Annotated in this window: 6 protein-coding genes; all 6 read right to left on the reverse strand. The window is 72.9% G+C overall.

Annotation, left to right across the window (positions count from 1 at the left end; all coding sequences use genetic code 11):
• Positions 1-37 precede the first annotated feature (37 nt).
• Complete coding sequence (locus tag ACIPYQ_RS28120; protein WP_401256398.1) at positions 38-1,297, reverse strand: cytochrome P450; 1,260 nt, start codon at positions 1,295-1,297, stop codon at positions 38-40.
• Between the two features lie 89 nt (positions 1,298-1,386).
• On the reverse strand, positions 1,387-4,548 hold the full coding sequence (locus ACIPYQ_RS28125) for an amino acid adenylation domain-containing protein (protein WP_401256402.1): 3,162 nt from the start codon (positions 4,546-4,548) through the stop codon (positions 1,387-1,389).
• Positions 4,545-5,753, reverse strand: a complete 1,209-nt coding sequence (locus tag ACIPYQ_RS28130; protein ID WP_401256405.1) for an NAD(P)/FAD-dependent oxidoreductase — start codon at positions 5,751-5,753, stop codon at positions 4,545-4,547. The genes ACIPYQ_RS28125 and ACIPYQ_RS28130 overlap by 4 nt, the downstream gene beginning before the upstream one ends.
• 129 nt (positions 5,754-5,882) lie before the next feature.
• Positions 5,883-7,076 (reverse strand): cytochrome P450, encoded by a 1,194-nt coding sequence (locus tag ACIPYQ_RS28135; RefSeq protein ID WP_401256408.1) that lies wholly within the window; start codon positions 7,074-7,076, stop codon positions 5,883-5,885.
• Positions 7,077-7,122: 46 nt separating this feature from the next.
• Positions 7,123-8,355, reverse strand: coding sequence for a cytochrome P450 (locus ACIPYQ_RS28140; RefSeq protein ID WP_401256411.1), 1,233 nt, complete (start codon positions 8,353-8,355; stop codon positions 7,123-7,125).
• A gap of 2 nt (positions 8,356-8,357) precedes the next feature.
• On the reverse strand, positions 8,358-25,928 hold the full coding sequence (locus ACIPYQ_RS28145; RefSeq protein WP_401256414.1) for an amino acid adenylation domain-containing protein: 17,571 nt from the start codon (positions 25,926-25,928) through the stop codon (positions 8,358-8,360).
• Positions 25,929-25,934: the final 6 nt, after the last annotated feature.

Here is a 25,934-nt window from a genome sequence, read left to right on the forward strand (position 1 = left end):
GATCGGGAGGGCCTTCGCCATGTGTACCGCGGGGGGGCTAGGCGGAGCGTTCGCCGGTGAGGCGGACCTTCAGGGTGGCGTGGCCGTTGGCGAAGTTGGAGAAGAGCCGGGTGGGCGGGGCGAGCAGCTCGATGCCGGCCACCCGCGTGCGCAGCGATTCCAGCATGGAGATCATGTGGACACGGCCCAGGTAGGCGCCGAGGCAGAAGTGCGGGCCGTGGCCGAAGCTGACGTGCTTGTTGGGCGTGCGCGCCAGGTCGAAGGTGTACGGATCGGCGAAGACGTCCTCGTCGAAGTTGGCCGAGCTGTTCCACAGGGTGACGATCTCACCGGCCTTGACGACGTGGTCGCGGATCGGGATGTCCACCAGGGCGTGCCGGCCGAAGTGCATGGTCGGCGTGGTCCATCGCATGACCTCCTCGGTGGCGCTCTCCAGGGTGACCTCGGCGTTCTTCAGCCGGCGCCACTGGTCCTCGTACTGGCTGAAGGCGTGGACGATGCCGGAGGCGGTGGCCCGGCTCGACTCGTCGCCGCCCAGGATGAGGCTGTACGCGTTGTAGATGATCTCCTCCTCGCTGAGCGGCTCGCCGTCGATCGTGGCGGTGGCCAGCGTGCTGAGGACGTCCTCGCCGGGGTTGCGGCGGCGCTCGGCCATCAGGCCGGAGATGTAGAGCACGATCTCGTTGCGCGCCATCAGCGAGACCTCTTCGCCGTCGTCGGCGCTGTACCGCGACAGGGTCTGGGCGTTCCAGTCCACGAGCTGCTCGCGGTCCTCGGCGGGGATGCCCATGAGGTCGCCGATGCTGTGGATGGGGATCCGGTCGGCGACGGCGGTGACGAAGTCCACCTCGCCCTCCTCGACGGCCTCGGAGATGAGGCGGTCGGTGAGCTTCTGGACGTTCTCCACGACCGGGGCCAGGACGCGCGGCGAGAAGGACTTCATCATCAGGTTGCGGATCTCGCGGTGGCGCGGGCCGTCGGTGACGGCGAGCATCTTGCCCGCGGCGGAGTCCTCGCCGAGGAGCAGGGTGCTGAGCACGTTGCCCTGCTCGGAGGTGTACCGCTTGTTGTCGCGGTAGGCGGTCATGATGTCGTCGTACTTGGTGAGGACCCAGAATCCGGGCTTGCCGTCCCGGGCCGCGTGCCAGAAGACCGGGTTGTGCGCGCGGAAGGGCCGCCACAGCTGGTGCGGGTCGTTGTCTTCGAAGGTCTGCGGGTCGGTCAGGTCGTAGGCGGCCGGATCGGCCAGGGTCGCCAGGTCGGCGAGGTCGGCCGCCGGCAGGGTGGTGGCAGTCATCGGTATGTCTCCTCCAGGGCCGCGGACCCTGAGGTCCGCGGCCCGGTCAAGGTCTTCCACGGAGAGTGGCAGGGGGCGGGCGGAGGGCCTCAGGCGGCTTCCGCCACCACGGCGGTGGCGGCGAGATCGGCGATCGTCTGCTTGCGCAGCACGTCCTTGGCGGAGATCGTCAGCCCGGCCTTCCTCGCCGCGGCGACCACCTTGATGCCGAGGATGGAGTCCCCGCCCAACTCGTAGAAGTTGTCGGTGACGCCGACGGCCGGGATGCCGAGCACGTCGGACCAGATCTGGACGAGCAGCCGCTCGGTGGCGGTACGGGGCTCCCGGGCGCCCGAGGGGGCGGCGCCGTGCTCCGGGGCGGGCAGGGCCTTGCGGTCGACCTTGCCGCTCGGGGTGAGCGGGAACTGCTCCAGGGACACCACGGCGGAGGGCACCATGTGAACCGGCAGCCGGGCCGAGACGAACTCCCGCAGCTCTGCCGGCTGCGGGTGGTGTCCCGCCACGGCGGGGGTCACGTAGCCGACGAGGCGCTTGTGCTCGCCGTCGGCCAGGGCCAGGACCAGCGCCACCCCGACGTCCGGGTGCTGCTGGAGCACGAGCTCGATCTCGCCCGGCTCGATGCGGTAGCCGCGGACCTTGACCTGGTGGTCGGCCCGGCCCACGTACTCGATGACGCCCGCGCTGGTCCAGCGCACCAGGTCGCCGGTCCGGTACATCCGGTGGTCCGGGGCCTCGCCGTGCGGGTTGTCCAGGAAACGGTCCGCGGTCAGTTCGGGCCGGTTGAGGTAGCCCTGGGCGACGCCCGGGCCGGCGATGAACAGCTCGCCGGCCACCCCGATCGGTGCCGGCCGCAGCCGCTCGTCGAGCACGTACGCGGTGGTGTTCGCGACGGCGCGGCCGATCGGGACGGGCATGTTCTCGTCGGCCTCCCGGATGAGGTGCCAGGTGCCGAGTACGGCGGTCTCGGTGGGTCCGTAGAGGTTCACGAGCCGCTGCGGCGGCGCGGCCGCCAGGACCTCGGCCACGCGGACGGAGTTGGCCGCCTCGCCGCCGAAGAGCACGTGGCGCAGCGCCCCGAAGGCGTACGGGTCGGAGGCGACGATCTGGTTGAAGACGGCGGTGGTCACGAACAGGGTCGTGACGCCGCCCCGGCGCAGTGCGGCGGTGAGCTCCGCCGGGTCCAGCAGCGTGTCCTTGTCGATGACGACCATCCGGCTGCCCGCCAGCAGGGGGCCCCAGATCTCGAGGATGGCCGCGTCGAAGGTGACGTCCGAGCCCTGGGCCATGACGTCGTCCGGGCCCAGGGACATCCAGTCGGCGTTGCGGAACAGCCGGACGACGGAGCGGTGTCCGATCACGGCGCCCTTGGGCGTGCCCGTGGAGCCCGACGTGTACATGATGTACGCGGGGTCGTCGGCGGTGACCCGGACGTCCGGGGCCCCGGCCGGCTGGGCGGCGAGGGCCGCGTCCTGCTCGTCCAGGGAGATCATCCGCGTACCGTCGGACGGCAGCTTGCCGGTCAGCCAGGACTCGGTGAGGCACAGCGGCACTTCGGCGTCGGAGAGCATGAAGCTCAGCCGGTCCCCGGGGTAGTCGGGGTTCAGCGGCAGGTAGGCGCAGCCCGCCTTCAGTACGCCGAGCAGCGCGGTGACGAGCTCGGGGCCGCGGGGCAGGCAGACGGCGATGAACGTGCCGGGCCGGACCCCGTCGGCGACGAGCAGGTGGGCCAACCGGTTCGCGCGGGCGTCCAGCTCGGCGTAGGTCAGCGTCTCCAGGCCGGCGCTGACGGCCACGGCGTCGGGGCGCAGGCGCGCCTGTTCGGCGACGAGCTCGTGGACGCAGCTCTCGGAGGGGAACTCGGCCCGGTTGACGGCCCATGCGGTGGTGAGGAGGCGCAGCTCCTCCTCGTCGGCGAGCGGCAGCTCGTCCACGGCGGTGGCCGGGTCGGCGGCGGCGGCGCCGAGCAGCACCGAGAGGTGGCGGGCCAGCACCTCGACGGTGACCGCGTCGAAGAGGGCGCTGTCGTACTCCAGGGCGCCGGCCAGCTCGCCCGTGCCGGTCTCGGTGAACTCGACGGTGATGTCGTACTCGGCGGGCACGCCGGGCGCGGGGACGGCCTGTACGGCGAGTCCCGGGGCCTGCACCGGCTCAGCAGGCAGGCCGGCGCCGCGCAGCACCACCATCACCTGGACGTCGGGGGTGTCGCCGGCGTCCTTGCCCTCGCCCAGGGCGGTGCGGACCTGCTCGAAGGGCACGTCCTGGTGGGCGGCGGCCTCGTCGAGGGTGGCGCAGGTCTGCGCCAGCAGCTCGGTGAACGGCGCCTCGGAGCGTACGTGGGCGCGCAGCAGGAGCGGGTTGTCGAACGCCCCGACCAGGCCGTCGAGCACCGGCTGGGGGCGGCCGTCCGCCAGGGTGCCCAGGGCCAGGTCCTCCTGGCCGGTGTGCCGGGAGAACAGCACCTGGCAGGCGGCGAAGAGGCCGGCGAACAGTGTGCCGCCGTGTGCCTCGGCCGCCGCGGTGAGGCCCTTCGCGGCCTCGGCCGGTATCCGGAACGCGTGGCGGGCCGCGGCCGCGCTGCGGGCCCGGGAGCGGGGCCGGTCGGTGGGCAGCCGCAGGGCGGGCAGGCCGGCGAGGTGTCCGCGCCAGTGCTCCAGCTGCGCGGCGAGCCCGGCCTCGCAGACGCGTGCGCGCTGCTCGGCCGCGTACTGGGCGTAGCGGACCGGGAGTTCGGGCAGCCGGGCTGCCGTCCCGGACACGGCGGCCGCGTACAGCTCGGTCAGCTCGGCGACGACGAGGTCCCGGGAGCGGGCGTCCACGGCGATGCGGTGGGCGTTCAGCACCAGCACGTGCTCGTCGGCGCCGAGGCGGACCAGGAGGGAGCGCAGCAGCGGGCCGGAGGCGAGGTCGTACGGCCTGGCGGCGAGCTCCGCGACGCGGGCGTCGAGCCCGCGGCCGCGCTCGGGTTCGGGCAGCGCCGCCAGGTCGGCGGACTCCAGCTCCAGCGGCCCGGCCGGCCAGACCTTCTGCACGGGCCGGCCGCCGGCCTCGGTGAACGTGGTGCGCAGCGGCTCGTGCCGGGCCGCCAGGAGCCGCAGGGCCCCGGTGAGTTCGGCGCGGTCGAGGGTGCCGGTCAGCCGGAGCGCGATGACCGGGTGGTGACCGTACGCCCCCTCCTGCCGGTGTCCGGACCGGATGAGCTCCTGCCCGAAGGTGAGCGGCAGCCGGTCGTTCCCGGTGGTCCCGTCGGTCATCCCTTCATTCCTTTCATTTCCATCTCTTCCATCAGGTCGAGCAGTTCGGGGGTGACGAATTCGTCGAGCGGGCAGACACCGGACAGGGTGGAGAAGTACCGGTCCGTCAGGTCGCGGCTGGTGGCGATGGCGCGCAGCAGGTCCACGTGGTGGGCGGGTGGGTCCAGCCGGGCGGTCTTGAGGGTGGCGCGGTATTCGGGCGTGAGGGCTTCCAGCCGCTGTTCGGCGTAGGTGTCGAGGGCCGTCCGCAGCCGGTCGGGGTCGTGGAGGCCGTCGCCGATGCAGTCCGCGAGCAGCTGGGCCTGGTAGAAGCCGTCGGTGATGCCGCGTGCGGTGATCGAGTCCTTGTGGTGGGCGGCGTCGCCGACGAGCACCCAGCCGGGCCCGGCGGCCTGCCGGAAGAAGTTGCGCTGGTCGCCGGTGCCGTAGACGCGCTCCAGGCGGGCGCCGCCCGCCATCTCCTCCCGCAGTTCGGGGGCGGTCTTCTCCACGTTGGTGAGCAGGGCGTTCAGGGCGTCTCCGCGCACGCTGTGGAACTGCTCCTGGGGGAGGTAGCCGGCGACGAGCGTCGCCCCGTCGTTGGTCGGCACGGTGCCGACCCAGTGCCCGGGGGTGTCGTACAGCCTGAATCCGGGCTGGAGGCCGGACCAGTAGGAGTAGTAGGCGCACGTAGAGGTGGGGTCTTCGACGACGAGGGGGGCGCCGGCCTTCGCCGCGACGGTGGAGCGCATGCCGTCGGCGCCGACGACGAGCGTGGCCCGCTCGACGGTGCCGGTGGAGCCGAGCCGGACGCCGACGACGCGGTCGCCGTCGAAGACGAGGTCGCTCACCGAGCAGTTCTCGCGGAATTCGACGCCCGCGTCGACGGCGCCCTGCGCGAGGATCGGGTCGAGCAGGTAGCGGCGGGGCGCGTAGGCGGCGGGCTGCCCGTCGGCGGCCCAGGAGCAGCCGTCGAGCTGGATGTCGCCGTGGGTGTAGCGGACGTGGTCGAGGGCGGGGGCGCCGGTGGCCACCACCGCGGGGAGCAGGCCCCACCGGGCGAGGGAGGCGACGCCGGGCTGATGGATGTAGAGCGTGGAGAGGGTGTCCTTGGGGAAGGTGCCGCGCTCGACCATGAGCACCCGGTAGCCGGCGCGCGCGAGCAGCATCGCGGCCGGAGCCCCGGCGCACCGGGCGCCGACCACAATCACGTCGTAGTGGGTCAAGAGATGCTCCTTGTCCTGCGCCGGCCGCGGTGGCCGGTGTCGTCGTGCCCAGTGGAGACCGCCCGTGAGGCATACGCCGGCGCGCTGCCGGCGTATGCCTCACGGGGTGGTGTGGGGGGGTACGGGGGGCTAGTTCACCCGGATCGGCAGCTTCCAGACCCCGGTGAACTCCGGGGACGTGAGGAAGGTCGGCTTGTCGTCCGGGTCCACCCGCAGCTTCGGGAAGCGGTCGAACAGGATGTTCATCGCGATCCGGCCCTCCAGCCGCGCGAGCGGGGCGCCGAGGCAGAAGTGGATGCCCCGGCCGAATCCGATCTGCGGGTTGGGATTGCGGGCCGGGTCGAACACGTCCGGGTTCTCGAACACCCGGGCGTCCCGGTTGGCGGCCGAGAACCAGACCTCCAGCACGTCGCCCTCGGGCACCTTGACCCCGGCGATCTCCACGTCGCGCGTGGTGACCCGGTAGCCCGCGGCGAGCGGGCTCAGGTAGCGCAGCGACTCCTCCAGCAGGGTCGGCACCAGCGACCGGTCCTTCCGCACCCGTTCGTCGACGTCCGGGAAGGCGTCCAGGCACAGGATGGTGTTGCCCAGCAGCATGGTGGTGGTGATGTGGCCGGCCGAGATCAGCAGATTGGCGAAGTTGACGATCTGCCGGTCGGTGAGCCGCTCCCCGTCGACCTCCGCCTCGACGAGCCGGGACAGGAGGTCCTCCTGCGGCTCGGCGCGGCGCTGGGTGACCAGGTCGAGGATGTAGAAGCCCATCGCCATGGCCGCTTCGGCCTGGGTGTCGAGGGACTCCTCCTGCGCCTGGTCGCCCTGGTGCGTGGTGAGCTGGGTGCTCGCCATCAGCGACTGGTCGGCCCACTCCTTGAGGAGCTCGCGGTCCTCGCGGGGGATGCCGAGCATGTCGCAGATGACGATCACGGGCAGCGGGTAGGCCAGTGCCTCCGCGAGGTCGAAGGTGTCGCCCTTGACCTCGTCGAGCAGCTCGTGGGTGAGCGCGGTGATGCGCGATTCGAGCTCGGCCACCATCTTCAGGGTGAAGGTGCGGCCCACCAGCTTGCGCAGCTTCTGGTGCTCCGGCGGGTCCGCCTGGGTCAGGTTCCCGTCGAAGGCGACCTCGGCCTGTTCGGGGCTGACGTAGCGCGCGGCCACCTCGGAGGAGTACGTCGCGGGATCGCTGAGGATCTCGAGGGTCTCCGGGTACCCGTAGACGTGCCACATCCCGACCTCGGGGTCGTACTCGATCGGCGCCTCGGGCTGGATCCCGCGCAGCCAGAAGTGCCGTGGATGCATCTCCCACTTGTCGAGGGGGCTGGTCATCGAACTTCTCCTTCGGTGGCCCGGTCACGGGCCGCGGGTCGGCGCCTCATCGGACGAGGAGCGGGAGCTCCGAGGTCGAGATGACGTGGGGCAGCGGCAGGAAGGTCGGCGGGTTGTCCGGGTCCGTCCGCATCTTCGGGAAGCGGTCCAGCAGGATGTCCGTCGCGATCCGGCCCTCCATCCGGGCCAGCGGGGCGCCGAGGCAGAAGTGGATGCCCCGGCCGAAGCCGATGTGCGGATTGGGGTCGCGGTACGGGTCGAACAGGTGCGGGCGGGTGAACTGGCGCTCGTCCCGGTTGGCCGCCGACAGCGAGATGGCGACCAGCTGCCCCGGGTGCACCTTGACGCCGGCGAGCTCGCCCTCGGCGACGCAGGCCTTGTAGGCCGTCGCGATCGGGCTGAGGTAGCGCAGCGACTCCTCGATCAGACCGGGGGTGAGGCCGGGGTTCCCGCGTACGGCGGCCAGGTGCTCCGGGTAGGCGTCCAGGCACAGCAGGGTGTTGCCGAGCAGTGCGCTGGTGGTGGCGTGGCCGACGACGAGCAGCTCGTTGGCGAAGTTCACGACCGCGTTGTCGCTGAGCCGTTCCCCGTCGACCTCCGCCTCGACCAGCTTGGTCAGCAGGTCCTCGCGCGGCTTGATCCGGCGCTCGGCGGCGTGCTCCCGGAGGTACTGGAACATCTCCGGGACCACGCGCATGGCCGCCTGGGCGTCGACGTCCTCGTCCAGGTCCCGGTCGCCCGAGGTGAGGGCGACCGCGCTGTGGGCCATCCGGTCGACCCACGTCTTGAACAGGTCGCGGTCGCTCTGCGGTACGCCGAGCAGCTCGGAGATGACGATGATCGGCATCGGGTAGGCGAGGTCGTCGACCATCTCGATGCTGTCCTGGCCGTCCACCGCGTCGAGCAGTTCGTGGGTGATCTCGACCATCCGCGGCTCCAGGGCCGCGACCATCCCCCGGGTGAACGCCTTGCTGATGATCTTGCGCAGCTTGGTGTGGTCCGGCGGGTCGGACTGCAGCAGGGTGCCGTCGCTGAACTCGGGGTCGATCTCCACGTCGCCCGCGATCAGTTCGGCGACGTCGCTGGAGAACGTCTTCGGATCGCCGACGACCTCCAGCACCTCCTTGTACCCGTACACGTTGACGATGCCGTAGTCGTTGACCTCGACCGGGTGCTCGGGCTTGTGGCCGCGCAGCCAGAAGAACTCCGGATTGATGTCCAGGCGGTCGACGAAGGCCGCCGCTTCCTTCGCGTCCGCGCCGGCGGGTGTCCCGGTCATGGTCAGTTCCCCTCGAGGTGGAGGTTGATGATGCGGGCGATCTCGGCCGCGGGCTGGGCCTTCGGCATGCCCATGTGCGTGGCGTCGATGTCGTGTTCGTGGATGGTTCCGCCGATGTGCGGGGCCCAGATCGCCGCGTAGGACTCGTCCGGGTTCTGCGTGGCGTTGAAGAACACCGCGTCGCCGTCGTAGACGGGCGAGTCCCACTCCAGCAGCATCTCGGCGTGCGACTTGAAGAGGTGGCTGCCGTTCTCCACCAGCGCCTCGCGGTCCTCGTCCACTCCGGAGCCGATGAAGAACTCCTTGAAGAACTCGCGGACCTCCGGCATGTTCACCGGGTCCTCGATGTGCCGGAACCAGCCGCTCGGCGGGCTGTCCATGAGGGCCAGCAGCGCCACCTCGTGTCCCCGCCGCTTCAGTGCCGCGGCGAGGGCGTGGGCGTAGGTGCCGCCCGTGGAGTGCCCGACGAAGTGGTACGGACCCTCCGGCTGGACCGCCAGGATCTGCTCCAGGTAGTCGTCGAGCATCGCCTGGGTGGACTCGGCCCGGCCCGTGCCGTCGAAGCCGCGGCCCTGGATGCCGTACACCGGCCGGTCGCCGAGGAGCTGGGCGAGGCCCACGTAGGACCAGCACAGTCCGACACCCGGGTGGATGAACCACAGGGGCGGCTTCGTGCCCTCGGTGCGCATCGGCAGGACGACCGCGAACGGGTCGGCGAAGACGGGCGCCTGGGCGGTCTTGACCTGGGACTCCAGGTACTCGGCCAGCTTCGCCACCGTGGTGGCGCCGAACATCACGCGGATCGGGACCTTGGCCCCGAGGACCGCGCGGATCCGGCTGATCAGGCGGGTCAGGCGCAGCGAGTGGCCGCCGAGGTCGAAGAAGTCGTCGTCGATGCCGACCTTCTCCAGCTCCAGCGCCTCGGCGAACAGCTTCGCCAGGGTGGTCTCCAGCGGGTTGCGCGGGGCGCGGTAGTCCGCTCCGCCGGTGAACTCCGGGTCGGGCAGGGCCTCCCGGTCCAGCTTGCCGTTCGGGGTGAGCGGCAGCTGCTCCAGCGTGACGAAGGCCGACGGGACCATGTACTCCGGCATCCGGCTGGTGAGGTGCTTGCGCAGGGCCTCGGCCACCACGCTCTCGCCGGGTGCGGGGACGACGTAGGCGACGAGCTGCTTGTCGCCGGCCAGGTTGTCCCGGGCGGTGACCACGCCGTGGTCCACCGTCGGGTGGGCCGCCAGCGCGGACTCGATCTCGCCGAGCTCGATGCGGAAGCCGCGGATCTTGATCTGGTTGTCGGTGCGGCCGCGGAACACCAGCTCGCCGTCCCGGGTCCACTCGACCAGGTCGCCGGTGCGGTACATCCGCTCGCCGGGCTCGCCGAACGGGCAGGCCACGTACCGCTGGGCGGTCAGCTCCGGCCGTCCCACGTAGCCGCGGGTCAGGCCCGCGCCGGCGATGTAGAGCTCACCGGGCACGCCCGGCAGGACCGGCCGCAGTGCGGCGTCCAGCACGTACACCCGGGTGTTGCGGATGGGGCGGCCGATCGACACGGTGCCCTCGGCGGTGAGCTCGCCCACCGTCGCGCCGATGGTGGTCTCGGTCGGACCGTAGCCGTTGAACATCCGGCGTCCGGCGGACCAGGTGGCCACCAGCTCCGGCGAGGTGGCCTCACCGGCCACCATCAGCGAGGAGACGCTGGACAGCGAGCCCGCCGGCATGGCGGCGAGCACCGTGGGCGTCAGGATCGCGTGGGTCACCCCGTACGTGTCGGCGGTCTCGGCGAGCGGGGCCCCCGGCGTGAGCCGGTCCGGGTCCGCCATGACCAGGGCGCCCCCGGCGAACAGGGACATGCACATCTCGGCGACCGAGATGTCGAAGCTCGGCGAGGCGAACTGCAGGACCCGGCTCCCGGCGGTGATGCCGAGCAGCTCCGTCACCTCCGCGACCATGTTGGCGAAGCCGGTGTGCGTGACGGCCACGCCCTTCGGCCGGCCGGTGGATCCCGAGGTGTAGATGACGTAGGCGGTGTTGGACACCACGAGCGGGCCCGTCCGCTGCGCGTCGGTCAGCACGGCGCCGTCGGTCCCGGCCAGGGCCCCGGCGAACTCCGGGTCGTCCAGGACCAGCAGCTGCGAGGGCAGGTCGGGCAGCCGGTCCGCCGTGACCGCGTCGGTCAGGATCAGCCCGATCGCCGAGTCCTCGACCATGTACGTGAGCCGGTCGGCCGGGTAGGCCGGGTCGAGCGGCAGGTAGGCGCCGCCCGCCTTCGTCACGGCGAGGACCGCGACCGGCCACTGCGGCGAGCGCCGCAGGGCCACGCCGACGACCGTCTCCGGTCCGACACCGCGCTCTACGAGGGCCCGCGCCAGCCGGTTGGCCCGCGCGTCCAGTTCCCCGTAGGTCACCTTCTCGTCCTCGAAGAGCACCGCGATCTCGTCCGGCGTCTCGGCGGCCTTCCGCTCGAACAGGGCGGGGAGCGTGAGGGCCGGGGTCTCGGTCGCCGTCTGGTTGAAGGCGAGGAGGATCCGGTCGCGCTCGGCCTCGTGGAGCACGTCCAGCGCGCCCACCGGGATCTCCGGGTCGGCGATCAGCTGCCGCAGGATGTGCAGCACCCGCTCGGCGATCCGCTCCACCGTCTCCGCGCTGATGGCCTGCCGCTGGTACTGCAGGATCATGCGCAGGTAGGGCTCGGCGTCGGCCGCCAGACCCACCAGGTAGGCGGCGCCGGCGGACGGGCGGATGCCGGTGAACGAGACGCCCGCCGCGGTGTTGGCCGCGCCCAGGGCCTCCTTGTCGACCGGGAAGGACTGGAACAGCACGATCGTGTTGAAGAGCTCCTTCAGGCCGGCCTCCCGCTGGATGCGGTGGAGCCCGAAGTGGTGGTGGTCCAGCAGTGCGGTCTGGCGCTCCTGGAGGTTCTTCAGCACCTGGCCGAGGGTGTCGCTCGGCGCGTACTCGGCGCGGATGGGCAGGGAGTTGACGAACAGACCCACCATCTGGTCGACGCCGGGCACCTCCGCCGGGCGGCCGGAGACCGTGGTTCCGAAGATCACGTCCCGCTTTCCGGTGAGCTGGCCGAGCATCAGCGCCCACACGCCCTGGACCAGGGTGCCCATCGACACGCCCAGTTCGGCGGCGCGCTTCTTGAGCGCACGGGCCTCGTCCAGCGGCAGCGGGACGTCGACCTGTCCGACGCGGGCGTCGTCGCCGGCGTCCTCCGGGGTCTCGGCGGCGAGCAGGGTGGCCTCGCCGACCCCCTCCATCTCCTTGGCCCAGGCCGCGGCGGCCGCCTTGTCGTCCCGCCGGGACAGCCAGCGCAGGAACTCCCGGTACTCGGGCACGCGCGGCTGCTCGGAGGCGTCGCCCTCGGACGCGTACAGGTACGCGAGGTCCCGTACGAGCAGCGGGAACGACCATCCGTCGAAGAGCGCGTGGTGCACCGTCAGCACCAGCTCGGAGGTCTCCTCCGCCAGCTGGACCAGCGAGGCCCGCAGCATCGGCGGCTTCGCCGGGTCGAACTGCGCGTAGTGGTCCTCGGCGAGGATCCGCTCCAGCCCCTCCTCGCGGCCCGCTTCGTCGAGCCCGCGGAGGTCGGCGACCCGCCAGGGCAGTTCGACCTCGTCGAGGACGAGCTGGGTGAGGTCGCCGCTCGCGTCGGTGACGAAGGCGGTGCGCAGGTTGGCGTACCGGTCGAGGAGCGCCTGCGCGGCGACCCGCATCCGGGCCGGGTCGACCTGGCCCTGGACGTGGAAGGCCACCTGCACGATGTGCGGGTCGAAGGCGTCCTCCTCCAGGCGCATGGTCTCGAAGAGCAGACCGAACTGGAGGGGGGTCAGCGGCCAGACGTCGGCCAGACCCGGGTACTGCGCCTCCCAGTTCTCGATCTCGCCCTGGGTCATGCGGACCAGCGGCACGTCCGAGGGGGTCAGGCCGCCGGCGCCGGGGGCGGCGACGTGGTGGGCGAAGCCCTCCAGGGCGCGGACCCACAGGTCGGCCAGTGCCTGGGCCTCGGCCTGCGTGAGCACGCCGGCCGGGTAGGAGACCCGGGCGTTGAAGCGCGGGCCCCTGTCGGTGTCGGTGACGTAGGCGCTGATCTCGACCGTGGACAGCGCGGGCATGTCCGCGTCCAGGTCGGCGGCGAGGCCGAGCGCGTCGGCGGCCAGGTTCCAGCCGCTCTGCTGCCCGTCGGCGGTGTCGCCGGCGGCGACCCGCCCCAGGTAGTTGAAGGAGATCTGGGGGGTGGCCCGCCAGTCGAGTTCGGCGGCGGTGGACGGGTTGAGGTAGCGCAGGAGGCCGAAGCCGACGCCCTTGTCGGGGATGGCCAGGAGCTGTTCCTTGACGGCCTTGAGCACGCCGCCCGCGGCGGCGCCGCCGGCGAGTGCCTCCTGCACGTCGTGGCCGCCGAGGTCGAGCCGTACGGGGAACATGCTGGTGAACCAGCCCACCGTGCGGGACAGGTCGGCGCCGGGCACGACCTGCTCCTCGCGGCCGTGTCCCTCGAGCCGGATCAGCGTCGAGGACTCCTCGACGCCCCGGTCGGCGCGCCACTGCGTCACCGCGAGCGCGAGGGCGGCCAGGAGGCCGTCGTTGACCCCGCCGTGGAAGGCGGTGGGCACCGTGGTCAGGAGCGCCTCGGTGACCTGCTCCGGCAGCTCCAGGGAGACCGTCTCCACGGTGGACATGACGTCCACCGCGGGGTTCAGGGCCCGCGAGCCGAGGACCGGGTCGTTGCAGTCCAGCAGCTCGGACCACTGCGCCAGTTCGGCGATGCGGTCCGCGTCGGACGCCTCGTCGAGCAGGGCGTGCGCCCAGCGGCGGGCAGAGGTGCCGACCGCGGGCAGGCTCGGGGCGGAGCCCGCGCCGATCTGTTCCCAGGCGGTGGCGAGGTCCGGGAGCAGGATGCGCCAGGACACGCCGTCGACGACGAGGTGGTGCAGGACCACCAGCAGCCGGCCGGCGCCCTGCTCCGGGGCGAACCAGACGAACTGGGCCATGGTGCCGGCGGCCGGGTCCAGGCGGCCGGTGGCGGCGTCGAGTTCGGCCCTGGCCGTCTCCAGCCAGGCCGCGTCCCAGGTGCCCGCGCACTCCACCCGCCGGACCAGCGCGGCCGTATCGACCGTGCCGGGGGCGGCGATCTCCAGGCTGCCGTCGCCGTCGAGGACGAGACGGGAGCGCAGGATGTCGTGGTGGTCGAGCACGGCGGTCAGGACCGCGGTCAGCCCGTCCTCGTCGATGTCCCGGGGCAGTTCGAGCGCCGCGGACATCGAGAACCGGTTGAAGCTGCTGCCCAGTTCGAGCATGTACTTGGCGATCGGGGGCAGCGGCATGACGCCGGTGCCGCCGCCTTCCAGCTCGGCCAGGACCGGGCCCAGGCTCTGGCTGCCGGCGGCCGTGGCCAGTTCGGCGACCGTCCGCAGCTCGAAGATCTGCCGCGGGTTGACCACGACGCCCTGCGCCTTGGCGCGGGAGACGATCTGGATGGACCGGATGCTGTCGCCGCCGATGGCGAAGAAGTCGTCGTCGATGCCGACCCGTTCCAGGCCGAGCACCTCGGAGTAGACCCCCGCCAGCACCTCCTCGGTGCGGCCCCGCGGGGCGCGGTAGCTCTCGCCGGCGAAGTCCGGCTCGGGCAGGGCCGCGCGGTCCAGCTTGCCGTTGGGGGCCAGCGGCAGCCGGTCCAGCGGGACGAGCACCGCCGGGACCATGAACTCGGGCAGCCGGCCGGTGATGAAGCGGCGCAGCTCCCGCATGGTGATGCCGGAGGTCATGTCGGCCTCGAACCGGCCCTGGGCGTCGACCTGACCGCCGGAGTCCGGGGAGCTGACCACGTAGCCGACCAGGCGCTTGGCCCCGTCGGGGGCGCTCTGGCTGGTCACCACGGCGTGTTCCACGCCGGGGTGGGCCGTCAGTGCCGCCTCGATCTCACCGGGCTCGATGCGGAACCCGCGGATCTTGAGCTGGGCGTCGCCGCGGCCGACGTACTCCAGCTGCCCGTCGGCCCGCCAGCGGGCCAGGTCGCCGGTGCGGTACATCCGCGATCCGGCCGCACCGTACGGGTCGGCGACGAAGCGCTCGGCGGTCAGCGCGGCGCGGCCGTGGTAGCCGCGGGACAGGTTGCCCGCCACGTAGAGCTCGCCCACGGCGCCCACGGGCACCGGCTTCAGGCCGGCTCCCAGGACGTACGTGCGCATGTTGCCCAGGGGTGCGCCGATCGGGGCGGTGTGCGCGGAGTCCCAGTCCTCGTCGGCCGGCAGCGCGAAGGTGGTGGCGTAGAAGCTCTCCGTCTGGCCGTAGGCGTTGACCACCCGGATGCCCGGGACGGCCTCGCGGACCCGGCGGACCAGGGACGCGGGCAGTGCCTCGCCGGCGAACACCACGGCGTCCGCGGTGATCTCGCCGTTGACCTGGTCGAGGAGTTCGGCGAAGACCGAGGGGACCGTGCTGATCACGCCGCCGGTCCAGCCGCCCTGCTCGCCGATGACGAGGACGTCGCGGGCCAGTTCGACCGTGCCGCCCGCCGCCAGCGTGGTGAAGACCTCGAAGACGGAGACGTCGAAGTTGACGGAGGCGCCGGCGAGCGTACGGGTGCCGGAGTCCACGCCGATCGTGGAGGCGAGCCGCAGCACGCCGTTGACCACGTTGGCGTGGGTGACGGTCACGCCCTTGGGCACGCCCGTCGAGCCGGAGGTGTACATCACGTACGCCGCGTGGCCGGGCAGCAGGCCCGCCGGCGGCGCCGTGTCGCCGGAGCCGGCCGCGGAGCCGAGGGCCAGGTCGCCGAGGTACAGGCGGGTGATCCCGGACTCCGGCAGGACACCGGCGGTGGCCGCGTCCGTGAGCAGCAGCCTCGGCCGCGCGTCGGACAGGATGTGCTCCAGGCGCCGGCTCGGGTACTTCGGGTCGATCGGCAGGTACGCGCCGCCCGCCTTCAGCACGCCGAGCAGGGCCGCGACGAGGTCCGCCGACCGCGGCAGGGCGACGCCCACCACCGTCTCCGGGCCCACGCCGTGTCCGGCCAGCTCGCTGGCGAGCCGGTTGGCACGCTCGTCCAGTTCGCGGTAGGTCAGCGACTCCTCGCCGCAGACCAGCGCGACCGCGTCGGGCCGCTCCGCCACCTGGAGCTCGAACAGCCCGGGCACGGTCACCTCGGGGGTCGGCTCCTGCGTGGCGTTGAAGCCCTGCAGCACCAGCTCGCGCTCGGCCGGCTGCACCAGCTCGACCGCGGACACCCGCTGCTCGGGGGCTGCGGCCAGCAGGCCCACCACCCGTACGAAGCGGTCGGCGACGGCCTGGGCCGTCTCCCGGTCGAACAGGTCGGTGGCGTACTCCAGGAGACCCACCACACCCATGCCGGGCAGGTCGGCCATGTTGAAGAACAGGTCGAACTTGGCGGTCTCGGTGCGGACCCGCTCGAACTCCACCTGCAGACCCGGCAGGGCGAAGTCCTTCCGGGCGAAGTTCTGCCAGGCGAACATCACCTGGAACAGCGGGGAGTAGGCGGTGGACCGCTCCGGGTTCAGCACCTCCACCAGCCGCTCGAAGGGGACGTCCTGGTTGTCATACGCGGCCAGGGACTTGCCCCGGACGCGCTCCAGCAGCTCCGTGAAGGCGGGGTTGCCCGACAGGTCGACGCGCAGCACCCAGGTGTTGACGAAGAAGCCGACCAGTTCGGCGAGGGCCTCGTCGGTGCGGTTGGCGATCGGGGAGCCGATCGTCAGGTCGTCCCCGCCGCCGAGTCCGTGCAGCAGCACGGCCAGGGCGGACTGGAGCACCATCGAGGAGGTCGCACCGTGCCGGCGCGCCAGCTCCTCGACCGCGGTGGCGACCTCGGGGGCGAGGGCGAACTCGACCGACTCGCCGCGGTGGGAGGCCTTGGCCGGGCGCGGGCGGTCGGAGGCGAGCTGCAGCGGCTGCGGCACCCCCGCCAGCTCCCCGCGCCAGTAGCCCACCTGTGCGGCGAGCGCGCTGGCCGGGTCCTCCTCGTCGCCGAGCACCTCGCGCTGCCACAGCGTGTAGTCGACGTACTGGACCGGGAGCTCGGCCCACTGCGGGGCGCCGCCCTCCTTGCGGGCCGCGTACGCGGTGGCGAGGTCGCGGGCCAGCGGGGCCATCGAGGAGCCGTCGCTCGCGATGTGGTGGATCAGCAGGACCAGGACGTGCTCCTGCGCGCCGAGCCGGAGCACGGGGGCCCGTACGGGGATCTCCGTGGCCAGGTCGAAGAGGTACGCCGAGGCCTCGGCCATGGCGTCGGCCAGGCCGCCGGGCGCCACCTCCACGAGCGGGACCTGCAGCTCTGCCTCGTCGGCCGGCAGCACGTGCTGGGCCGGGACGCCGTCGGCGTCCTCGACGATCAGCGTGCGCAGGCTCTCGTGGCGGGCCACGACGTCGCGCAGCGCGGCCTCCAGCGCCGGCAGGTCCAGCTCGCCGGTCAGGCGCAGCGGGAAGGGCGCGTTGTAGGTGGCCGAGGGTCCCTCGAAGCGGTCGATGAACCACAGGCGGCGCTGGGCGAAGGACAGCGGTACGGAGTCCGGGCGCTCGGCGGTGCGCCGCAGCGGCGGGCGGACCGGCGCTCCGGCGGCGAGGTGCTCGACCAGCTCCACGACCGTGGGCGCCTCGAACACGACCCGGATGGGCAGTTCGACGTCGAGGACCTGGCGGATCCGGCTGACCAGGCGGGTGGCGAGCAGGGAGTGGCCGCCCAGGGCGAAGAAGTCGTCGTCGATGCCGACCCGGTCCAGGCCGAGCACCGCGGCGAACAGGCCGCACAGGACCTCTTCCTGCGGGGTGCGCGGAGCCCGGCCGGTGGCCGCCGCCGCGAAGTCCGGGGCGGGCAGGGCCCGCTGGTCCAGCTTCCCGTTGGGGGTCAGCGGCACCTCGGCGATGGCGACGACGGTGGACGGCACCAGGTGGTCGGGCAGCCGGTCCTTCAGGTAGCCGCGCAGGGCGCCCACCAGAGTGCCGATCCGGCCCGCGGCGGCCGGCTCGTTGGCCAGCGTCCGGTCGGCCCGGCCCGACGGCGTGAAGCCGCCGGTCAGCACCTGGTCGGTGACGGGCCCGGCCGGGAAGAAGACCGCGTCGAAGCACTCGGCCGCGGCGGCCGACCAGGTGAGCAGTACGCCCCAACCGCGCTCGGCGGCCCATTCCCGCAGGTCCTGCGGGTCGAGCACCGGGCCGGAGGCGGCGGGTGCGGAGATCACGCCCACGGCCGCGGCGGACTCGACCTCTTCGGCGAGCCGCGCGTTGGGGATGCGGGTGACGCGTACGGGCCGGTCGCCGCCCGCGCGGACGAAGTCCTCCAGGCCGAAGAGGTCGTCGACCTGGCGGCCCCACTGCCGGGCCGGGACCTCGCTCAGCGGGAGCGCGGCCACGGGCGCCTTGTGCAGCAGCACCTCGTAGCGGTGGCGGGTCAGCTCGTTGTGCGGACGGCCGGCCTTCAGCCGGATGTCCACGCCGCCCGCGCCGTGCCGCTCGGCCCACCGGGTGAACCACTCGGGGTCGAGGACGAGCTCCTTCTCCATGAGGATGGCGCGGGCGACGGCGGCGCGGCTGACCGAGGCGGAGGCCTCGGGGTGCAGCGCGCGCTGCACGCCGGAGCGGAAGAGCCGCAGGGTGGCGGCGTTGCGGACGTCGCCGACGAGGATCCGGCCGCCGGGGGCCAGCAGTTCCATCGCGTTGGCCAGGACCAGGTCCATGTACTCGGCGTCGGGGAAGTACTGCACGACGGAGTTGATGACCACGAGGTCGAAGTGCTCGCGCGGCAGGCCGGCGATGTCGTCGCCGTTCTGGTGCCGCAGGTGCACGCGGTCGCCGAAGCCGGTCTGCTCCACCTGTACGAGCAGCCGGTCGATCACCGCGGCCGACATGTCGGTGCCCCAGTACTCCTCCACCTGCCCGAGGGTCTGCGACATCAGCAGGCCGGTGCCGACGCCGATCTCCATCACGCGGCGCGGCGACCAGTTGGTGATCTGCTCCACCGCGGCGTCGCGCCACACGGCCATCTCGTCCAGCGCGATCGGCGCTCCGCCGGCGTAGCTGGAGTTCCAGCCGGTGAAGTCCTCGCCCCAGGCCGCGTCGGAGACGGCGTAGAGGTCGTCGTAGATCTCCTCCCACTCGTCGACCTGCTCGGCGGCGCCGGAGGTGTCGGAGCCGTCCACGCGCGGGACCACGTAGCCGACCAGGCGGCGTTCGCCGGCCCGGTCCTCGTTCCACGTGACCACGGCCTGGGCGACGCCGGGGTGGGCGGCCAGGGCGGCCTCGACCTCGGCGGGCTCGATGCGGAAGCCGCGGATCTTGACCTGGGTGTCCACGCGGCCCTGGAAGACGAGTTCGCCGTCCGGGGTCCAGGCCACCACGTCGCCGGTGCGGTACATCCGCTCGCCGGGGCCGCCGAAGGGCGAGGCCACGAAGCGCTCGGAGGTCAGCGCGGACCGGTGGGCGTAGCCGCGGGCCAGGCCCGCACCGGCGATGTAGAGCTCGCCGGCCACGCCGGGGAGCGTGGGGCGCAGGCCCGCGTCGAGGACGTAGACCCGCATGTTGTCCATCGGGCGGCCGATCGGGATCGGCTCGCCGACCCGCTCCGGGTCGGGCATCGGGTGGGTGGTGGCGAAGGTGGTGGTCTCGGTCGGGCCGTAGCCGTCGACGACCTTGAGGCCGGGGCAGGCCCGCAGGGCGCGGGTGACCGAGGCCGGGGAGACGACGTCACCGCCGGTCCACACCTCGCGGACCCCCGCGAAGCACTCCGGGTTCTCGTCGGCGATCACCTTGAACAGACCGGCGGTCAGCCACAGCGCGGTGACCCGCTGCTCGGCGATGACCGCGGCGAGCGCGCCGGCGTCCAGCTTGCCGACGGGCGCCACGACCGCGGTGCCGCCGCCCAGCAGGGGGACCCACAGCTCGTAGGTGGAGGCGTCGAAGGACTGTGCGGAGTGGACGAGGACCCGCTCGTGGGCGCCGCCCCGGTACTGGCGGTCCAGCGCCAGGCCGGACACGGCCCGGTGCGTGACGCCGACGCCCTTGGGGACGCCGGTCGAGCCGGAGGTGTACATGACGTACGCGAGCTGGTCGACGCGTCCGTGGGCGGCGGCCGGCAGGGCGTCGGCGGGGGCCGCGGCGACGGCCAGGGCCGTGTCCGCGTCGTCCAGGACCACGTACGGGCAGGGACCGGCCGGCAGCCCGGCGACGATCTCGGAGTCGGTCAGGAGGAGGGTCGGCGCGGCGTCGTTCAGCATGAAGCCGATGCGCTCGGCCGGGTACTCCGGGTCCACCGGCAGGTAGGCGCCGCCGGCCTTCAGGACGGCGAGGAGGGCCACGACCAGCTCCGTCGAGCGCGGCAGGGCCACGCCCACGACGGACTCCTGGCCGACGCCGCGGGCGGCGAGCACGTGGGCCAGCCGGTTGGCCCGGGTGTCCAGTTCGCGGTAGGTGAGGCTCTGGCCGCCGAAGGCGACGGCGGTCGCCTCGGGCGTCGCGGCGGCCTGCTCCTCGAACAGGGCCGGGACGGTCTTCCCGGGGGCGGGCACGGCCGTGTCGTTGAACTCGCCCAGGAGCAGCTCGCGCTCGGCGGGTTCCAGGACGTGCACCGCGCCGACCCGGGTGTCCGGGTCCGACACGAGCTGCCGGAGGATCCGCGCGAACCGGGCGGCGATGCCCTCGACGGTCTCCGGGTCGAAGAGGTGGTGCTGGTACTGGAGCGCCACCCGCAGGTGCGGGTCGGCGAAGGCCATCACGACCAGCGGGTAGTGCGCGCCGCTGAGCGGGCTGATGCCGGTGATCGATATGCCCGCGGCCGAGGTCGCCTCCTTGATGGCGACGCCGTCGATCGGGTACGACTCGAAGCCCACGAGGGTGTCGAACAGGATGTTCAGCCCGATGGAGCGGTGGATGTCGAGCAGCCCGTGGTGGTGGTGGTCGAGCAGGGCGCTCTGCCGGTTCTGCAGGTCGCGCAGCAGCTCGCCGAGGGTGGCGCCGGGGCCGCACTCCACCCGGACGGGCAGGGTGTTGATGAACAGGCCGACCATCGAGTCCACGCCGGGGACGACGGGCGGGCGGCCGGAGACGGTGGCGCCGAACACCACGTCCTGGCGGCCGGTCAGCCCGGCGAGCACGAGCGCCCAGGTCCCCTGGACCAGGGTGTTGAGGGTGAGGCCCAGTTCGGCGGCGCGCCGGCCGAGGTCGCGGGCGTCGTCCGCGGACAGCGGGATGTCGATCTGGCCGATGCCGGCCGGGTCGGCCGCGGCGGCGGACTCGGGGGCGATCAGGGTCGGCGACTCGACTCCGGCGAGCTCCTCGGCCCAGGCGCGGGCCGAGGCCTCGCGGTCCTGGCCGGTCTGCCACACCAGGAAGTCGCGGTAGCCGGGCACCCGCGGCAGCGCGGAGGCGTCGCCCTCGGAGCCGTAGAGCCGCAGCAGGTCCTGCATGAGGACGGGGATCGACCAGCCGTCGAAGAGGACGTGGTGGGCGGTGAAGACCAGCTCCCAGCGGTCGGGGGCCAGCATGACGAGGGACATCCGCACGAGCGGGGGCCGGCTCAGGTCGAAGTGGGAGTTGTGGTCCTCGGTCAGGAAGCGCTTCAGCGCCTCTTCGCGGCCCTCCTCGCCGAACCCGCTGAGGTCGAGGTACTGCCAGGGCAGCTCCACGCGGTCGCGTACGACCTGCACCCGGTCCCCCGCCGCGTCGAACACGAACGCGGCGCGGAGGTTGGGGTACCGGTCGAGCAGCGCCTGGCCGGCGGCCCGCATCCGGGCCGGCTCGACCTCGCCGGCGAGGTGGAAGACCAGCTGCATCTGGTACGCGTCGAAGGTGGAGCCGGCCAGCTGGGCGTGGAAGAGCAGACCGTCCTGCATCGTGGTCAGCGGCCAGACGTCCTCCAGGCCGGGGTAGCGCTCCTCCCAGGCCTCGATCTCGCCCTGGGTCGCCCGGACCAGCGGCACGTCCGAGGGGGTCAGACCGCCCGCGGCGGGCTCGGCGGCGTGCCGGGCCAGGGCCTGGAGGGCGGTGCTCCACAGCTCGGCGAGCTCCTCGACGTCCTCGGCCGAGAGCAGGCCCGAGGGGAAGGCGAGCCGCGCGGTGAGCTGCGGGCCCTGCTCGGTGTCGGTGACGAGCGCGCCGACGTCCAGCGTCGAGAGGGCGGGCATCCGCCCGTCGGGGTGCGCGATCAGCTCGGTGGTGCCCTCGGCGAGGGTCCAGCCCAGGCCGCGCAGGTGCTCGGGCACGTCGGCGGAGGACGAGAAGCGGCCCAGGTAGTTGAAGCCGATCTGGCCGGTCGGGTACCGGCGCAGCACCTCGGCGGTCTGCGGGTTCAGGTGGCGCAGCAGGCCGTAGCCCGCGCCCTTGTCCGGGAGGGACAGGAGCTGCTCCTTGACCGCCTTGACGGCGGAGCCGGCGGCAGCGCCGCCCGCGAACGCCTCGTCGAGGTCGATCCCGGCGAGGTCGAGGCGGACCGGGAACATGGTGGTGAACCAGCCCACCGTGCGCGACAGGTCGGCGCCCGGGGCGAGGTCCTCCTCGCGGCCGTGTCCCTCGACCCGGATCAGGGCGGAGGACTCGTCGATGCCGCGGGCCCGGCGCCAGCGGGCGACGGCCAGCGTCAGCGCCGCGAGCAGGCCGTCGTTGACACCGCCGTGGAAGCGGGCCGGCAGGGTGGTGAGCAGGGTCTCGGTGACGGGCACCGAGAGCTTGAGCCAGGTGTGGTCGACCGTGGACATCACGTCGACGGCGGGGTCCAGGGCGCGCGATCCCAGGAGCGGGTCGGGGCCGGCCACGACCGAGCGCCACAGGGCGAGTTCGGCGACGCGCTCGGGCGACGACGCCTCCTCGGCCAGGGCGTGGGCCCAGCGGCGGACCGAGGTGCCCACCTCGGGCAGCTCGGGGGTGCGGCCCTCGCGGACCTGCTCCCAGGCGGCGGCGAGGTCCGGCAGCAGGATGCGCCAGGACACGCCGTCGACGACGAAGTGGTGGAGGACCAGCAGCAGCCGGCCGGCGCCCTCCTGCGGGGCGAACCAGACGAACTGCGCCATGACACCGGCCGCGGCGTCCAGCCGCCCGGTGGCGGCGTCCAGTTCGGCGGTGGCCGTCTCGAACCACTGCTCGTCCCAGCGGCCGTCGCACTCGACGCGGCGGATCAGCGCGTCCGCGTCGACCGAGCCGGGCGCGCCGACCTCCAGGCCCGCGCGGCCCGTGCCGTCGCCGCCGTCGCCGGTGACCAGGCGGGAGCGCAGGACGTCGTGCCGGTCCAGCACCGCGCCGAGGGTGGCGGCGAGAGCGGTCCGGTCGATGCCCTCGGGCAGCTCGACGGCCATGGACATGGCGAACCGGTCGGTTCCCGCGCCGAGTTCCAGCAGGTACTCGCCGATGGGCAGCAGCGGCATCCAGCCGACGCCGCCGCCCTCCAGCTCCGCCAGCACCGGGCCGGTGCCGGCCGCGACCCCGACGACCGCGACCGCGGCCAGTTCGGCGACGGTGCGGTGGTCGAATATCTGGCGCGGGCTGACCTCCACACCGCCGCTACGGGCGCGGGAGACGACCTGGATGGAGCGGATGGAGTCGCCGCCGATGGCGAAGAAGTCGTCGTCGATGCCGACCCGGTCGAGGCCGAGCACCTCGGCGTAGACCGCGGCGAGGACCTCTTCCGCGGCGTTGCGCGGGGCGCGGTACTCGCCGCCGGTGAAGTCGGGCTCGGGCAGCGCCGCCAGGTCGAGCTTGCCGTTGGCGGTCAGCGGCAGCCGGCCGACCATGACGAAGACGGACGGGACCATGAACTCGGGCAGCCGGCCCGCGGCGAAGCGCCGGAGCTCGCGCACGGACACGCTGGTGGTCAGGTCGACGTCGAGGTCGCCGAGGCTGGCGACGGTGCCGAAGCCGCTCTGGTCGGCCTCCAGCGGGACCACGTGGCAGACGAGCTGCTTGCTGCCGCGGCCCTCGCGGATGGTGACCACGGCCTGGGCGACGCCCGGGTGGGCGGTCAGGACGGCCTCGATCTCGCCGGGCTCGATGCGGAAGCCGCGCACCTTCATCTGCGCGTCGTCGCGGCCGGCGTACTCCAGCTGTCCGGCGGTGTTCCAGCGCGCCAGGTCGCCGGTGCGGTACATGCGCGAACCGGCCGGCCCGAAGGGGTCGGCGACGAAGCGGTCGGCGGTCAGCCCGGTGCGGCCGAAGTAGCCGCGGCCGATCTCGCCGGCGACGTACAGCTCGCCCACCACGCCGACCGGGACGGGCCGCAGGCCGGGGCCGAGCACGTAGGTGCGGACGTTGCCGAGCGGGGCGCCGATGGGGGCGCTGCCGGAGCCGTCCCACTCCTTGTCGGCGGGCAGCGCGTAGGTGGTGGCGTAGAACGACTCGCTCTGGCCGTAGGCGTTGACGACGCGGACCCCGGGGATCGCCTCGCGGACCCGCTGCACCAGCGAGGCGGGCAGGGCCTCACCGGCGAAGACCACGGTGTCGACGCGGATGTTCCCGTCGACCTGTCCGAGGAGCTCCGCGAAGACGGACGGGACGGTGCTGATCACGCCGCCGCTCCAGCCGCCGCGCTCACCGATCACCAGTGCGTCACGCACCAGTTCGACGGTGCCGCCGGAGCAGAGGGTGGCGAAGAGCTCGAAGACGGAGACGTCGAAGTTGACCGAGGTGCCGGCGAGCACGCGCGTCCCCGCGCCGACGCCGATCGCCGTGGCCAGCCCGAGCACGTCGTTCACCACGTTGGCGTGGGTGATCGCCACGCCCTTGGGGGTGCCCGTGGAGCCGGAGGTGTACATGACGTACGCGACCTGGCCGGGGCGGGTGGTGACGGGGGCCGGGGCCGCGTCCGCGTCCGCCGGCGCGTCGAAGTCGATGTCGCCCAGGAACAGCTGCGGGACCTGCGTCTTCGGCAGCACGCCGACGGTCTGCTCGTCGGTGAGGATCAGCCCGGGGGCCGCGTCCTCCAGGATGAAGTCGAGCCGTCGGCTCGGGTATCTGGGGTCGATCGGCAGGTACGCGCCGCCGGCCTTGAGCACGCCGAGCAGCCCGGCGACCAGGTCCGCCGTGCGCGGCAGGGCCACGCCCACGAGCGTCTCGGCGCCCACCCCGTGCGCGGCCAGCTCACGCGCCACGCGGGAGGCCCGCGCGTCGAGTTCGCGGTAGGTGAGGACCTCGTCCCCGGCCTCCAGGGCGACCGCGTCCGGGGTCGCCGCGGCCTGCCGCTCGAAGAGGTCGGCCACCGTCACCTCGGGCAGGGTCACCGCGGTGTCGTTGAACTCCCGTACGACGGTGTCCAGTTCGGCGCCGTCCAAGACGGGCGCCAGGGCGACCGGGCGGTCCGGGCGGGCGACGACCTCGCGGATGACCCGCAGGTAGCGGTCGACGACGGACTGCGCCGTGGAGCGGTCGAAGAGGTCGGTCGCGTATTCGAGGTAGCAGAGCATGCCCGGACCGGCCGGGTCCGAGAAGTAGTTGAACTCCAGGTCGAACTTGGCCGTCGGGGTGGCGAGCACCTCGAAGCGGGCCCGCTCCAGACCCGGCAGGTCCAGCTCGATCCAGGCGTCGTTCTCCCAGGTGAACATGACCTGGAACAGCGGGTGGTAGGCCGTGGACCGCTCCGGGTTCAGGACCTCCACCAGGTGCTCGAAGGGGGCGTCCTGGTTGTCGTACGCGGTCAGCGCCTTCTGCCGGACCTGCTCCAGCACCCGGTCGAAGGTGGGCGCGCCGGAGAGGTCGGTGCGCAGCACCCAGGTGTTGACGAAGAAGCCGACCAGGTCGGCGAGTTCGTCGTCGGTGCGGCCCGCGACGGTGGAGCCGATGGCGATGTCCTGGCCGGCGCCCAGGTGCTGGAGCACCACGGCGAGGGCGGCCTGGAGCACCATCGGGACGGTCATGTCCCGCTCGCGTCCCAGGGTCTCGACGGCCGCCAGCAGTTCGGCGTCGATCGGGAAGCCGACCGTGTCACCGCGGTGGCTGGCCACCGGCGGGCGCGGGCGGTCCGAGGACAGGCGCAGCGGAGTCGGCACGCCCTGCAGCTCGTCCCGCCAGTAGGCGACCTGCGTGGAGACCACGCTGTCGGGGTCGTTCTCGTCGCCGAGCAGCTCGCGCTGCCACAGCGTGTAGTCGACGTACTGCACGGGCAGGTCCGCCCACTGCGGGGCCCCGCCCCGCAGTCGCGCGGTGTACGCGGTGGCCAGGTCGCGGGAGAGCGGCTCCATCGACTCGCCGTCGCTGGCGATGTGGTGGACCAGCAGGAGCAGGACGTGCTCCCGCTCGCCGGAGCGCAGCAGGGTGGCGCGGACCGGGATCTCCGCCGACAGGTCGAAGGTGTACTGCGCCGCCTGGAACACGGCCTCGTCCACCGCGTCGGGCGCGACCTCGACGAGCGGCAGGTCGAGCAGCGCCTCGGCCACCGGCAGCACCTGCTGCGAGGGCACGCCCTGCTCGTTCATCACGATGAGCGTGCGGAGGCTCTCGTGCCGTGCCACGACATCGCGCACCGCGGACTGCAGGGCGGTCCGGTCCAGCTCGCCGGTCAACCGCACGAGGAAGGGGACGTTATACGTCGCCGACGGTCCCTCGAATCGGTCGATGAACCACAACCGACGCTGTGCGAACGACAACGGGAT

This window comes from Streptomyces sp. NPDC090045, from assembly GCF_044747975.1.
Lineage (GTDB): Bacteria > Actinomycetota > Actinomycetes > Streptomycetales > Streptomycetaceae > Streptomyces.

Coding starts and splice junctions, on each gene's coding strand:
- ACIPYQ_RS28120 (WP_401256398.1), bottom strand. CDS start 1,297: ATGACTGCCACCACCCTGCCGGCGGCCGACCTCGCCGACCTGGCGACC.
- ACIPYQ_RS28125 (WP_401256402.1), bottom strand. CDS start 4,548: ATGACCGACGGGACCACCGGGAACGACCGGCTGCCGCTCACCTTCGGG.
- ACIPYQ_RS28135 (WP_401256408.1), bottom strand. CDS start 7,076: ATGACCAGCCCCCTCGACAAGTGGGAGATGCATCCACGGCACTTCTGG.
- ACIPYQ_RS28140 (WP_401256411.1), bottom strand. CDS start 8,355: ATGACCGGGACACCCGCCGGCGCGGACGCGAAGGAAGCGGCGGCCTTC.